The organism is Bacillus sp. FSL M8-0049 (genome assembly GCF_038593355.1).
Lineage (GTDB): Bacteria > Bacillota > Bacilli > Bacillales > Bacillaceae > Bacillus > Bacillus safensis.
In genome coordinates this window covers 1,990,330-2,004,445 of record NZ_CP151986.1, presented here as the reverse complement: position 1 = coordinate 2,004,445, position 14,116 = coordinate 1,990,330, and the positions used below count along the sequence as shown (strand labels likewise).

The window sequence follows — 14,116 nt, the reverse complement described above, 5'->3', positions numbered from 1 at the left end:
ATGTCTTTAAAAGGGAAATTAAATCGAATGAAGAAGCACCTATCGCACAACCAGCCAAACGAAAAACGGCAAAAAGCAGTGGAAGGGCAGCCTCAGCCTGTGACGGCCGAAAACATTCCATTTTTAAAGGAATGGGAGCAATTGGGTGCAGCTCCTTATCACTTTGAGAATTCCTTTTGTCTTATTCGAGAAGTCACCTATTCATTAGATGATAAGCATGGACTCTACTCGTTTGCGGAACTGCCAAAGATCATCGAGGCATGGAACAAAAGCAGCATCCAGCATTCTCTATCGGCTAAAGGTTACAAGCCGCATGAACTGTTTTTCTTTGATACAGAAACAACTGGATTATCTGGCGGAACGGGAAATATGATTTTCTTGCTAGGACATGCGCGGGTTTTTGCTGACAAAGTAGTGGTGAAACAGCACCTGCTCACAAATCCGGGAAATGAAGCGGCTCTTTATAAAAGCTTTCTCGATGAAGTGAACGTAGAATCACTCGTTACATATAATGGAAAATCATTCGATTGGCCGCAAGTGAAAACGAGACATACTTTGTTGCGAGATCAAATCCCTGCGCTTCCAGAGTTTGGCCACTTTGATCTTCTGCATGGGTCAAGACGATTGTGGAAGCATAAATATGAACGAATGGAGCTGTCTGTGGTTGAAAAAGAAGAGCTGCACGTCCACCGGGAAGGCGACACACCGGGTTTTTTAGCACCGATGATCTATTTTCACTTTTTAAAGGAACAAAAACCGAAGCTCATCGAAGGGATTTTGACTCATAATGAATTAGACGTCCTTTCGTTAATCAGCCTTTACATCCATCTATCCAAAAAAATTCTATCTATGGATGCGGTAAAGGAGCATGATGAGAAATACGCGCTGGCTAGGTGGCATCTTGCGCATCGTGATGTACAGGAAGCTACGAAGCATTTGCGGGAATTAACAGGTGCTGATTTTGAACATGCCAATCAGGCGGCTTTTGATCTCTCATTACAATATAAACGGCTAAACGAGTGGGATGAAGCAGTTCGAATTTGGGAAACATTATTTGAATCAAGTGATGTCCATTTGGCATTAAAAGCAGGTATAGAGCTTGCGAAGTGTAAAGAGCATCGCCAAAAAGATGCAAAGTCAGCTCTTTCCATCACGGAATCTTTATTATCTTTCTCATCGTTAAGCGAGCGAGACACAAAAGAGCTTGAGAAGCGAAAAAAACGGCTATTGAGAAAAGCTGGGCAATGAAATATTATTACCCGGGAAAGCGCAAAAAATGACAACGTTCGGCTCTCGGCCGAAAATAAAAATTGTTTAGCACTTTTATTGTAGAAAGTCCGCGAATCCTGTAAAATAACGTTAGATATTGAATGAGGAGCGTTTAGCATGTATAAGGGTCTTTTCTACTTGTTTTTTCTTGTGGTCATTTTGGTCGCTTTTGTGTTTTCAAACTATAAAGATATTTTTCTTGCCAACTTTTAAAATAGGTTAATGCATTAGTACATGTACACCTCTTGATTCATACATTGATAATGTAAGAAAATAAAGGAGAGGGGAATGCTACATGTACCATCATCATCATTGCCATCCGAATGTTACACAGCCAATTGTTCATCCGACGAATCATTGCTGTACACACAGCGAGTCAACAACAATTGTGCCGCATATCCACCCGCAGCATGTGACAAATGTTCACCACCATAATTTCAAACATGTTCACTACTTCCCGCATACGTTTTCTCAGGTGGACCCGACAACACATCAACACTTTAACTGCGGTGGACCTTGCTGTAACAGATAAAGTGAATGGGACTTTTATAAGTCCCATTTTTTAAAAGCAGGTGAAAAAATGAAAATTATTGCTGTCACAGGGTACAAGCCGTTTGAGCTTGGGATATTCAAACAAGACGAGCCTGCACTTCAATACATAAAAGCGGAGCTTCAAAAAAGGCTGACAGCCCTTATCGAAGAAGGTCTGGAATGGGTGCTCATATCGGGACAGCTTGGGGCAGAAATTTGGACAGCCGAAGTGGTGTTTGAGCTTCAGGAGGAATATCCAGCGTTAAAACTTGCAGTCATTACGCCATTTTATGAACAGGAAGAGCGCTGGAATGAACAAAACAAAGAGTTGTATGAAGGAATTCTTGCACAGGCCGATTTTGTAGAAAGTGTCACGCATAGACCGTACGAAAGTCCGGCACAATTTAAACAAAAGAATCGCTTTTTTATTGAAAAAACAGATGGTCTTCTCGTCTTATATGATCCCGAGCATGAGGGATCGCCGAAGTATATGATCAGGGAGGCGGAAGCCTATACCGATTACCCCATTATGTACATCACGATGGATGATCTAAGAGCGCAGGTTGAGGCGGAAGATCCGTTTTTTGATTAAAAGCAAGAGAAAATTTGACAACGTCACGTATTTCTGAAAAAATATACTATGAATTCACGATATGAGGTGAAAAAGATGCTTGCTGATAAAGTAAAGCTTTCTGCGAAAGAAATTTTAGAAAAAGAATTTAAAACAGGTGTCAGAGGGTACAAACAAGAAGAAGTCGATAAATTTTTAGATATGGTCATTAAAGACTATGAGACATTCAACCAAGAAATCGAAAAACTTCAACAAGAAAACCTCCACTTGTCAAAACAGCTTGAAGAAGCTGTTGAACAAGGGAAAAGACAGCCTGCACAGTCTAATACAACAAACTTTGATATTTTAAAAAGACTATCGAACCTTGAGAAACACGTTTTCGGCAGCAAACTTTATGATTGAGTCTTGCTGAAAAAGCTTGTGTCAGATGTCATTGTCGTTTATAATAACGCTTATTGATTAACGTTCGGGTAATCGCTGTAATGCTATTTAGGGCATTGCAGAGGAAAGTCCATGCTCGCACGGTGCTGAGATGCCCGTAGTGTTCGTGCCTGGCGAAAAAATAAGCCAGGGCAGCCTGGGAAAGGCTGACGGCAGGAAAAATGCCTACGTCCTTTTTAGGATATGGCAAAGTATCCTTGAAAGTGCCACAGTGACGAAGTCTCACTAGAAATGGTGAGAGTGGAACGCGGTAAACCCCTCGAGCGAGAAACCCAAACTTGGTAGGGGAACTTTCTCAAAGGAACCAAACGGAGAGAAGGACAGAGAATTCTGTAGATAGATGATTACCACCTGAGTACGAGGCATTTGCCGTTTGCAGTACGATGGAACAAAACATGGCTTACAGAACGTTAAATCCGTTATCATAAACATGATGAAACAAAGCTCTCCTATTTCAACATATGGAGAGCTTTTATCTTGAATACATAAAAGGACGAGAAAACAGGTGATAAATCAATGAAAACCTATACACTCATCGCAACAGCTCCAATGGGAATTGAAGCAATTGTTGCAAAAGAAGTAAGAGACCTTGGCTATGAGTGCACAGTCGACAACGGAAAAGTGATTTTCAAGGGGGATGCTCTTGCCATTTGCCGTGCAAACCTTTGGCTGCGTACAGCAGACCGGATCAAGGTACAAGTTGCTGAATTTTCGGCAAAAACATTTGATGAGCTTTTTGAACAAACGAAAGCGATTGACTGGGCCGCTTTTTTACCAAAAAACAGTACGTTTCCTGTCATCGGGAAATCTGTGAAATCTCAGCTTGCCAGTGTGCCTGACTGCCAGCGCATCGTCAAAAAAGCCATCGCTCAAAAGCTTAAATCCTCCTACAACATTCAGTCTGAATGGCTTGAAGAGACGGGACCTGAATATAAAATCGAGATCGCTCTTTTAAAAGATAAAGCGGTTCTTACGCTTGATACATCTGGTGTAGGTCTTCATAAACGCGGATACCGCATGGATCAAGGCGGAGCACCTATTAAAGAAACGCTTGCTGCTGCGCTCGTCTTATTAACGAACTGGACACCTGACCGTCCGTTTGTTGATCCTTTCTGCGGATCAGGAACAATCGCCATAGAAGCAGCGATGATAGGACAAAACATTGCCCCAGGATTTAACCGGGATTTTGCGTCTGAATCATGGGAATGGATCGGTGAAGACGTATGGAACAAAGCGCGTGTGGAAGTTGAAGAAAAAGCAAACTATGATCAGCCGCTCCGCATTATCGCAAGTGACATCGACCATCGTATGGTGGACATCGCAAAAATGAATGCAGAAGAAGCAGGACTGAGTGAACTGATTGAGTTCAAACAAATGCAAGTAAAAGACTTTCAAACAAAAGAAGAGTACGGTGTGATTGTTGGAAATCCTCCTTATGGTGAACGACTGAGTGATAAACCAGCTGTTGAAAAAATGTATCAAGGAATGGGTGAAGCGTTTAAGAACCTAGATACATGGTCCATTTACATCTTAACGTCACACGAAAAATTCGAAGAGTGCTTCGGAAGAAAAGCGACGAAAAAGAGAAAGCTGTTTAATGGATTTATTAAAACCGACTATTATCAATATTGGGGAAAACGTCCGCCTAGAAAGCAACCAACCGAATCGTAATAAATGGCCGCACCGAAAAAAGGTGCGGCTTTTTTATGCTGAAAAGGTATAACTCCTCGCGTGGCGGAATAAACTGAACTTGATTTTAAAAAAAGAGGTGTCTTCATGATTCATTATGATCAAATTCAGTTAATCCAAAAAGCACTCAATTCGACTGCTCAAGAAATAGAAGGGCATGAAGGTGGACAATCTGCTCAGCTTACGGCAGCCATCGAAGATTTGGCGCTGGCTCAGGCATACATAGAACGTTCTGAGCATGCATTTTTAATGAAGGAAAGCTATCAACATCGCCTGCGCTCATAAAAAAAGATTGTTTTTCCCCAGCGTAAATGGTACTATTGAATGTCTGAATGATTCAAAAGTTGGGGGTTGAAGCAGGTGACAGCATCTCGTTTGCCTTTTTCATTATCAAAAGAACACAATTTTTACGAAGAACTGGGCAACTGGATTGGTGATGTGTTTTATGACATTTTGCCAGAAAAGGGCTTTGATCTTCGAGATGAACAAATATTTATGGCTTTTCAACTAGAAAGAGCCTTTAAAGAAAAAAGTGTGATGTTTGCCGAAGCTGGGGTAGGCACAGGCAAAACCATCGTCTATCTATTATTTGCCGTCACATATGCAAGGTATACAGGGAAGCCTGCGATTATTGCATGTGCAGACGAAACGTTAATTGAACAGCTCGTTAAACAAGAAGGTGATATCTATAAAATTGCTAATCACCTTGATATTCAAATAGATGCGAGATTAAGTAAATCGCATGATCAATACTTATGCTTAAAGAAGCTGGAGAAAACGATGCAGCGTGAAGATGATGAAAAGTGGCTCGATATTTATGAATCACTGCCTTCATTTGTTCATGAATCACATGGCATGCAAACCTTTTATCCGTATGGCGATCGAAAAGAGTATCCGGAGTTATCAAATGATGAATGGTCACGAATTGGCTATGACTCGTTTCAGGACTGTCTGACGTGCGATATGCGTCATCGCTGTGGTTTGAATTTATCAAGAGATCATTACCGGAAAGCGACAGACCTCATCATCTGTTCACATGATTTTTACATGGAGCATGTGTGGACAAAGGAATCCCGGAAACGTGAGGGCCAGCTTCCGCTGCTTCCTGAGCATAGCTCCGTCGTATTTGATGAGGGACATCTTCTCGAGTTTGCCGCACAAAAAGCGTTAACGTACCGAGTGAAGCAATCAACGCTCGAAACATTTTTGGAACGTCTTTTGCAAAACGACATACGCGAAGAATTTGCAGAGCTTGTTGAAGATGCACTTGCAACAAACGATGAGTTCTTTTATCTCTTAAAAACACATGCCAAAGAAGTCAAAGGCTCGCACCGGCTTGAAATTGGGCGTGTGGATGAGGTGAAGCGTTCTGCAAGTGAATTGTGTGACTTGCTTGAAAAAATCGGAGAAGCGCTCGTGTTTGAATCTGAGATGTATACAATCGATCAATACGAATTATCTGTTGTGGAAGAATACATTGAACAAATGGCGTATTCTTTATCGCTTTATCAAAAAAATGCCATTAGCTGGCTGGAAAAACAGGAATTAGATACAACATTTGTTGTGATGCCAAAGACGGTTGCAGAGGTGCTTGGCGAAAAAGTATTCTCGCAAAAAAGACCATATATTTTCTCTTCCGCTACATTGTCTGAGAATCAATCCTTTGATTATTTAGCTGAAAGTCTTGGGATTAAAGATTACTTATCAATGAGTGTCGCTTCGCCGTATGATTACGATGAACAAATGAAGATTTATTTCCATGGAATTCAGCAGCTCGCTGAGCAAGAGGCAAAAGCACAGCAAGTGATCACTCAGCTGAAAGAAAATGGAGGACGATCTCTGATTCTCTTCCCTTCATTTGATGAACTTCATTTCTTTAGAAAACAACTTGAAGCAGCAAATGAATCACTGCCGTTTGACGTATATTTTGAGGGAGACGAGGAAATCAGCACGATTGTTCAAAAGTTCCAAGCAGATGAAACATCCGTGTTATGTTCTGTTCATCTGTGGGAAGGGCTTGATATTCCAGGTCAATCATTAACGAATGTGATCATCTGGGGACTTCCTTATCCGCCGCATGATCCGGTATTTGAAGCGAAACGTAATGAAGCAAAGGATGCACATGCTGAAGTTGACCTTCCGTATATGCTGCTTCGCTTACGCCAAGGTATCGGAAGACTGATCCGGACAAGCCAAGACGCAGGAAGCATTCATATTTACTTTGATCGTAAAGAAGATACTAAGCTTCAAAGTAAAATTGAATCCGTCCTGCCAGTGAAGCCCATCATCACATCTTAAATAGCTGAAAACTTGCAAATGAGGAGGATACCACGGTGTATCCTCCTTTTTCATTGACAAAAGAACATTCATTGAAGTAGCCTTGAAACGTACATACATATTTTATTGATTGGGGGAACAAACGCATGAGTCTTGAAGCAACTGAGAAAGCGTTTTATCAATTACTAGGGAAAATCGCCCATTATACAGAGGCGCTCCATTTACTTTATTGGGACTCTAGAACACAAGCACCTAAAAAAAGTGCGGATTTTAGAGCTGAAACGATCGGTCAATTATCAAGTGATATTTTTAATATGAAGACTTCTGACGAAATGAGAGATCTTCTTCACGCATTAAACAAACACCGAGATGAGCTGTCAAAAGATACACAGAAGGCGCTCGAATTATCCCAAAAAGAGTATGATGAAAACAGTAAAATTCCGAAAGAAGAATTTAAAGAATACTCGATTTTACAATCAAAAGCGGAGCATGTTTGGGTAGAAGCAAGGGAGAAATCAGACTTTTCACTCTTTGCACCATACTTAAAACAGCTTATTGACTTTAACAAGCGTTTCATCCAATATTGGGGCGTGAAAAAAACGCCTTATGATGTGCTGCTCAATAACTATGAGCCAGATATGACGGTTGAACAGCTTGATCAAAAGTTTGGTGCACTTCGTGACGCTATTGTTCCTCTTGTGAAAAAAATCGAAGCCTCACCTAATAAGCCGGATACTTCATTTTTATCGAAAAGCTTCCCAATCGATAAACAAAAGGAATTGAGTCTCTTTTTCTTAAAAGAATTAGGATATGACTTTGACGCAGGCCGCCTGGATACAACAGTTCATCCATTTGCTGTAACGTTAAGCAGAGGCGATGTACGTGTGACGACCCGTTATGATGAGCATGATTTTCGAATGGCGATCTTTGGAACAATTCATGAATGTGGTCATGCGATCTATGAGCAAAACATTGATGAAGCACTGAGCGGAACACTTTTATGTGATGGGACTTCGATGGGAATCCATGAATCACAGTCTCTTTTCTTTGAGAACTTTATCGGCAGACACGAAGATTTCTGGAAAACGTATTATCAAAAGCTACAAGAAGCTTCTCCTGAGCAATTTAAAGATGTTTCTTTAGAAGACTTTGTGCATGCAGTGAATGAATCGAAGCCGACTTACATTCGAATTGAAGCCGATGAACTGACATATCCGCTTCACATTATCATCCGCTATGAAATTGAGAAAGCGATTTTCAATGAAGAAGTAGCAGTTGAAGATCTGCCTGCACTTTGGAATGAAAAATATCAAGCGTATCTTGGCATTACGCCTCCTAATGATGCACTCGGTATCTTGCAGGATGTTCACTGGTCTGATGGAAGCTTTGGCTATTTCCCTTCATATGCTCTTGGTTATATGTATGCAGCGCAATTAAAGCAGCAAATGATCAAAGATTTACCAAATTTTGATGAGCTTATTCAAAATGGGTCTTTTGCACCGATAAAAGAATGGCTGACGGAACATGTTCACCAGCATGGAAAACGGAAAAAGCCATCTGAAATCATTCAAGATGCAACAGGCGAAGAATTAAATGTTCAATATTTAATCGACTACTTAACAGATAAATATACAAAACTGTATTTATCATAAAAGAAGGGCACCCTTTCATGAGAGGGGTGCTTTTTTGATGCTTGAATATTCTAAAAACGAACATTTTGTTCTGATCTATTATTTAAGTTCGGTATTTTTCTAGAAAAGTGCTTTCCAAGCGTCTGAAATCTTGTTATAATTTGAACACTATAACACTCATATAATCGCGTGATGATGGCACGCAAGTTTCTACCGGACACCGATACGGTCCGACTATGAGTGAGCAAAATGAAACAGCTCTTGTTTGAGCTGAAGATCCGTTGATCGTTTTCGCATTGCTTGCTCCTCATGGACAGCAATGCTTTTTTTATGCCAAAAATTGAATGTTTGCCAATTATGCTAGGGGGAAAAATGATGGAATTGTTACGTCAAAAAATTGAGAACGAAGGAATCGTTCTGTCAAATCAAGTGTTAAAAGTAGATGCTTTTTTAAATCATCAAATTGATCCTGTGTTAATGCATGAGATCGGGCAAGAGTTTGCTAGATTATTTAAGCACGATGGCATTACAAAAATCATCACAATTGAATCTTCTGGCATCGCACCTGCTGTGATGGCTGGGCTTGCTCTTCAAGTACCTGTTGTGTTTGCAAGAAAACGTCAATCACTCACATTAACGGATAACCTGTTAACAGCCAGTGTGTACTCTTTTACGAAAAAAGTAGAAAGCACGATTGCTGTCTCAAATACGCATCTTAGTGAAAATGATTGTGTGTTAATCATCGATGACTTTTTAGCGAATGGTGAAGCCGCGAAAGGACTTGCTGCAATTGCAAAGCAGGCGAAGGCAAAAGTAGCCGGATTTGGCATTGTCATCGAAAAATCATTCCAGCCTGGAAGAAATGCGCTTGTGCAAATGGGCTACCGCGTTGAGTCCCTCGCACGTATTGAATCACTTGAGGAAGGGAAAGTCACGTTTGTACGGGAGGTACAATCATGAGTACCGCTAAAAAAGTCAAAACGCTCTCACTGGGTATTCAGCATGTACTGGCAATGTATGCAGGTGCTGTTCTTGTACCGCTCATTGTTGGAGATGCGCTCGGGCTCACGCCTGCACAGCTGACTTACTTAATCTCTGCGGATATTTTCATGTGCGGGGCTGCCACATTGCTTCAAGTATGGAAAAACCGCTTCTTTGGGATCGGTCTGCCTGTTGTATTAGGCTGTACATTTACTGCGGTTTCGCCGATGATTGCGATTGGCTCTAAGTATGGCATTTCGTCTATCTATGGAAGTATTATCGCTTCTGGATGTATTGTCATTCTTCTTTCTTTTTTCTTTGGGAAGCTTGTGAAATTTTTCCCGCCTGTTGTCACAGGTTCTGTCGTCACCATTATTGGTATCACCCTCATTCCTGTAGCGATGAACAATATGGCAGGAGGAGAAGGAAGTGCAGACTATGGTTCTTTTGAAAATCTAGGACTCGCTTTCCTTGTACTGTTTATCATTGTACTGCTCTATCGATTCACGAAAGGATTTATGAAGGCGATCGCCATTTTAATCGGTATTCTTCTTGGGACAGCAGCTGCCGCGTTTATGGGGAAAGTGGAAACAGCTGAGGTAGCAAACGCTCAGGTTTTCCGGATGATTGAGCCATTTTATTTTGGGATGCCGACCTTTGAATTTGCACCGATCATGACCATGACGTTAGTTGCGATTGTGTCATTAGTTGAATCAACAGGCGTTTATTTCGCATTAGGTGATTTAACAAACCGGTCATTAAAAGAGAAGGATTTGGCTAAAGGCTATCGGGCAGAGGGGATTGCTGTGTTATTAGGCGGAATCTTTAATGCTTTTCCATACACAGCCTACTCGCAAAACGTTGGATTGATCCAGTTAACAGGAGTCAAGAAAAACCAAGTCATTGTCGTCACAGGGGCATTGCTCATGTTATTTGGTCTTTTTCCTAAGATCGCTGCCTTTACGACGATTATTCCAAAGTCAGTCCTTGGCGGTGCAATGGTTGCCATGTTTGGCATGGTCATTGCATACGGTATTAAAATGCTCTCGCGCGTGGACTTTGCAAAGCAGGAGAACTTGCTGATCGTCGCTTGCTCCGTGGGAATCGGCTTAGGAGTTACTGTCGTACCGCAAATGTTTGAGCATCTGCCAGATTCGATTAAATTATTAACAAGTAACGGCATTGTGGCCGGAAGCTTTACCGCTATTTTGCTTCATATTATTTATCACATGATTCCTTTTAAAAAAGAAGCCGGGCATGACCTGGTAGAAGAACCTAAGCAATCTGTTATGTAAACCCCTCTCTTGGAGAGGGGGTTCAGATTATGGACAAAGAGCTAAAATGACCTTTTATTTTAGCTCTTTGTCTTCTTTTTAGCTTGATAAAAAACCTTTGAAGTCCTAGGATCCTAGGAAGGAGCGTGTGAGGGTTTGTCTACAAGCTGAAAGCCCGCATCTTTTGGATACGGGCTTTTTGTGATTAGCACTATTAATGTTGTACCGGCGGCATTGTTTCGTTAATGACTGCAAATGTATAGCCCCTTGCTTTTAGCTGTATAATCAGGCTATCTAAATAGTTTGTGGTAGTGGGTTGATCATGCATTAATATAACTTTTGGTTCCCATGGTTTATTTTTCTCAAACATTTGCAATTGATTCAATACCTCTGGAACATATTGTGCGTTTTTATATCTCCAGTCAAGACTATCAATCGTCCAGTCCCAGTAAATAAAGCCATTTTGGTTTAAACGTACTTTTTGATGATATGTTAAATTTGGAACACTGCCAAAGGGGGTTCTTACAAGACGGCTGTAGACGCCTGTAACAGAGGCAAGAATACGCTGAGCTTCTCTCATTTCATTTGCTGGAGACTCGCTGTTCTGATAAAAGAGGTTTATATCATGCGTCATGCCATGAAGACCTAATTGATGTCCTTCTTGATAAAGTCTTTTCACAGCTGATTGGTGTGCTTGGATTTGCGGTCCAAGCATGAAGAACGTCGCCTTCACGTGATGTGCTTTTAATACATTTAACAGCTGATTTGATGTAGCAGAAGGACCATCATCAAATGTTAAAAAGACTGTTTTATTCGTTGCCTGTTGGTTTGGATTGGTCTTAAAATGTGTATCCAATGTTCTTGTAGACTGATCTTTTGCTTTCAGACTGATGCTTGTGTCACGGAAGTCACTGCTGGCAGCATTTTTTGCTTGCCCATTTGTCGCCTGCAAATGGGGTTTAGACATATCCCAGATAAAAAAGAGAAACAGTGTAAGAAGCACTAAACCAATTACCTTTGAGAGAAGTATCGTGTTGTAGGGTGTCTTTTTTTTGGAAACCTTTTTCATTACAATCACTCCAGTCAATTTAATTTTGAGCCGAACCATGTTGTAGATTCTTTCTTTTTTCACTGTTTTTCCTGGTACTCATATTGATTAAATATATAGTGGAAAAAATCCTTTTTATATAGAAAATTCAAATGAATGAATTAGAAATTTATGGTTGTTACTTTGTGTTGATCAGCAAAAAAAGGTGATCCATTCATGTTTAAATGAAATCATTCTGAATAATGATCGAAACGTTAATATTTATACGCTAAGATAGCAGCAGATTTGACCATTAATTCGAAGCGAAAGGGAGATTCCGTATGAAAGTGTTGTATAAGTAAAGGGGGGGGTGTCTACGTTCTGAACACTTCTCTTTTAGAGGTGTTTTTTTGCATAAAAAAAGCAGGTTCGCTTGGCTTAGAACGAACCTGTGAAGGAGGAAAACTACATCATGTTTTCACCTATATTATCCAATATTTATCAATTGTCGTCAAGACAAAAAGTTAGCCGGAGGAAAATATTTTGACTGAATTGTGACGTTTTGGCATGTATATCCTTTTTTCGATAGGGGATATTAATCGAAAAAAGAGGTGAAGCCGATGGCGTACATTTTTTCTGTTGGAACGAGTCTGCCAAAACATCATGTGGATCAGAAAAAGGCGGCTGATTTTGCTAGATCCCAATTTAAACGATCGTTTAAAGATATCGACCGGCTGCTGAGAGCTTTTCAAAACGGAGAAATCGAGAGCAGACAGTTTGTGCAGCCAATTGAATGGTATCAGACGCACCACTCTTTTGAGGAGAAAAACAATCTCTATTTGGAAAAAGCATTGGCTCATGCAAAAGAAGCAGTCATACACTGTCTTCATGAGAAGGCGTTCCTGAAAAAACCGATTCCGTTTGAAGAGATCGATGCATTGTTTTTTATTTCTAGCACCGGACTTTCGACACCAAGTCTTGATGCAAAACTAATGAACGTTCTTCCTTTTTCGCCTTATACGAAACGAGTGCCGATCTGGGGATTAGGGTGCGGGGGCGGAGCGGCAGGGTTGTCCCGGGCTTACGAATACATAAGGGCATTTCCAGAAGCAAAGGTGCTGGTTGTCGCCTGTGAACTGTGCAGTTTAACTTTCCAGCCGCAAGATCAATCAAAAAGCAATTTAATCGGGACATCTTTGTTCGGAGACGGGACAGCAGCGGTACTCTTAACTGGAGAAAAAGGTGTATCTGAATACGCCGATCTAAAAACAGTTCCTAGAGTGATTGGTACACAATCCGTCACAATGAAAGAGTCTGAGGATGTGATGGGATGGGAATTTACAAGTGACGGCTTTCGGGTTATTTTCTCCCGTGACATTCCTTCCATTATTTCCGGCTGGTTAAAAGAGCAGGTTGATCAATTTTTAGAGCAGCAAGGGTATTCGGCAGAAGATCTATCAGTTTTTCTTGCCCATCCTGGAGGAAAAAAAGTGATTGACGCCTATATTGAAAGTCTATCCTTACAAGAGGATCAACTTTTTTCATCAAAAGAGGTACTTAAACAACACGGGAATATGTCCTCTGCCACAGTTTTGTATGTGATCAAACATTATCTTGAACATCAATCCGCTGAAGCGGGAGATATGGGTCTTTGCGGAGCGCTTGGTCCGGGCTTTTCCTCAGAGCTGCTGCTCATGAAATGGGAGGAGGTCTTATCATGATCATTTGGCTCGTCATTGGTTTCTTCGTTTGTCAGCGGCTTATTGAAATGCTTGTGGCTAAAAGAAATGAAAAGAAAGTAAAAGCGATCGGTGCCATTGAATTTGGTGCAAGTCATTATCCTTATATGGTCGCTATGCATGCGGGCTTTTTTCTCTCACTTATGGTTGAGGTATGGGGGTTAAACAGGCCGCCGTCTCGCTATTTTCTTGTGCTTCTCGTTTTCCTGCTGGCCGCACAGGTGATTCGATACTGGGCATTATGTTCTCTTGGGACGTATTGGAATACAAAGATTTTAGTTGTACCAAATGCGATGATGGTGAAAAAAGGACCTTATCGCTGGTTAAAGCATCCTAACTATGTCGTGGTGGCGATTGAGCTTTTGCTGATCCCGCTTTTGTTTAATGCTTATTTTACCGCCATTTTGTTCACATGTTTAAATGCATGGATGATGGCTGTGAGAATTCAAACAGAAGAGAAAGCGCTCAATCAGTATTTGTTAAATTAATATTGAAAATCATTATCAATTGTGATACACTTTCATTAATGATAAGCATTCTCAATCACGAAGGATGGACGGTGATCACATGACAATGGTTTTCTTACTCGGTACGGTCTGTGTATACAGCCTATTAATTGGCTTCGTATTAAAAGGTGTTTCTAAAAAATCTGCTTCCTGATCGCAGTCAATTGCGACTGATCGGGA

Annotated in this window: 14 protein-coding genes, 1 other RNA gene and 1 riboswitch; of the genes, 14 read left to right on the top strand and 1 reads right to left on the bottom strand. The window is 40.9% G+C overall.

What is annotated here, in order from left to right; all coding sequences use genetic code 11:
• The 11 genes from NSU13_RS10165 to pbuX all read left to right on the top strand — a co-directional run bounded on the left by NSU13_RS10165 (position 1) and on the right by pbuX (position 10,685).
• Positions 1-1,248 carry a ribonuclease H-like domain-containing protein gene (locus NSU13_RS10165; RefSeq protein ID WP_342489496.1) on the top strand — a complete coding sequence of 416 codons (1,248 nt, stop codon included), beginning with the start codon at positions 1-3 and terminating at the stop codon, positions 1,246-1,248.
• A 316-nt stretch (positions 1,249-1,564) separates the two neighbouring features.
• On the top strand, positions 1,565-1,801 hold the full coding sequence (locus NSU13_RS10160) for a CotD family spore coat protein (protein WP_080652975.1): 237 nt from the start codon (positions 1,565-1,567) through the stop codon (positions 1,799-1,801).
• A gap of 48 nt (positions 1,802-1,849) precedes the next feature.
• Positions 1,850-2,392 (top strand): DUF1273 domain-containing protein, encoded by a 543-nt coding sequence (locus NSU13_RS10155; protein ID WP_029706022.1) that lies wholly within the window; start codon positions 1,850-1,852, stop codon positions 2,390-2,392.
• 75 nt (positions 2,393-2,467) lie between these two features.
• A complete protein-coding gene (gpsB, locus tag NSU13_RS10150; protein ID WP_012010336.1) occupies positions 2,468-2,773 on the top strand; it encodes a cell division regulator GpsB in 306 nt (101 codons plus the stop codon).
• 60 nt (positions 2,774-2,833) lie between these two features.
• Positions 2,834-3,220: RNase P RNA component class B (gene rnpB, locus NSU13_RS10145), an RNA gene on the top strand.
• Between the two features lie 108 nt (positions 3,221-3,328).
• Entirely contained in the window at positions 3,329-4,483 is a 1,155-nt protein-coding gene (locus NSU13_RS10140; protein WP_024428118.1) for a class I SAM-dependent RNA methyltransferase, read from the top strand.
• A 105-nt stretch (positions 4,484-4,588) separates the two neighbouring features.
• Entirely contained in the window at positions 4,589-4,786 is a 198-nt protein-coding gene (locus tag NSU13_RS10135) for a hypothetical protein (protein ID WP_024428119.1), read from the top strand.
• A gap of 75 nt (positions 4,787-4,861) precedes the next feature.
• Positions 4,862-6,799: an ATP-dependent DNA helicase gene (locus NSU13_RS10130; protein ID WP_034280490.1), complete on the top strand. Its 1,938-nt coding sequence runs from the start codon at positions 4,862-4,864 to the stop codon at positions 6,797-6,799.
• 125 nt (positions 6,800-6,924) lie between these two features.
• Positions 6,925-8,430, top strand: coding sequence for a carboxypeptidase M32 (locus NSU13_RS10125; protein ID WP_024428121.1), 1,506 nt, complete (start codon positions 6,925-6,927; stop codon positions 8,428-8,430).
• Between the two features lie 136 nt (positions 8,431-8,566).
• Positions 8,567-8,666, top strand: a riboswitch (purine riboswitch).
• Positions 8,667-8,784: 118 nt separating this feature from the next.
• Positions 8,785-9,369, top strand: coding sequence for a xanthine phosphoribosyltransferase (gene xpt, locus NSU13_RS10120; protein ID WP_024422759.1), 585 nt, complete (start codon positions 8,785-8,787; stop codon positions 9,367-9,369).
• Entirely contained in the window at positions 9,366-10,685 is a 1,320-nt protein-coding gene (gene pbuX / locus NSU13_RS10115) for a xanthine permease PbuX (RefSeq protein ID WP_211043324.1), read from the top strand. The genes xpt and pbuX overlap by 4 nt, the downstream gene beginning before the upstream one ends.
• 193 nt (positions 10,686-10,878) lie before the next feature.
• Here pbuX and NSU13_RS10110 read toward each other — a convergent pair whose 3' ends face one another.
• A complete protein-coding gene (locus NSU13_RS10110) occupies positions 10,879-11,733 on the bottom strand; it encodes a polysaccharide deacetylase family protein (RefSeq protein ID WP_342489495.1) in 855 nt (284 codons plus the stop codon).
• Positions 11,734-12,311: 578 nt separating this feature from the next.
• Between NSU13_RS10110 and NSU13_RS10105 the strand changes: the two genes are divergently transcribed.
• The 3 genes from NSU13_RS10105 to fbpC all read left to right on the top strand — a co-directional run bounded on the left by NSU13_RS10105 (position 12,312) and on the right by fbpC (position 14,090).
• Positions 12,312-13,412 carry a 3-oxoacyl-[acyl-carrier-protein] synthase III C-terminal domain-containing protein gene (locus NSU13_RS10105; protein WP_342489494.1) on the top strand — a complete coding sequence of 367 codons (1,101 nt, stop codon included), beginning with the start codon at positions 12,312-12,314 and terminating at the stop codon, positions 13,410-13,412.
• A complete protein-coding gene (locus tag NSU13_RS10100) occupies positions 13,409-13,918 on the top strand; it encodes an isoprenylcysteine carboxylmethyltransferase family protein (RefSeq protein ID WP_342489493.1) in 510 nt (169 codons plus the stop codon). Before NSU13_RS10105 ends, NSU13_RS10100 begins: the two co-directional genes overlap by 4 nt.
• A 64-nt stretch (positions 13,919-13,982) precedes the next feature.
• Complete coding sequence (fbpC, locus tag NSU13_RS10095; protein ID WP_306299200.1) at positions 13,983-14,090, top strand: Fur-regulated basic protein FbpC; 108 nt, start codon at positions 13,983-13,985, stop codon at positions 14,088-14,090.
• Positions 14,091-14,116 lie beyond the last annotated feature (26 nt).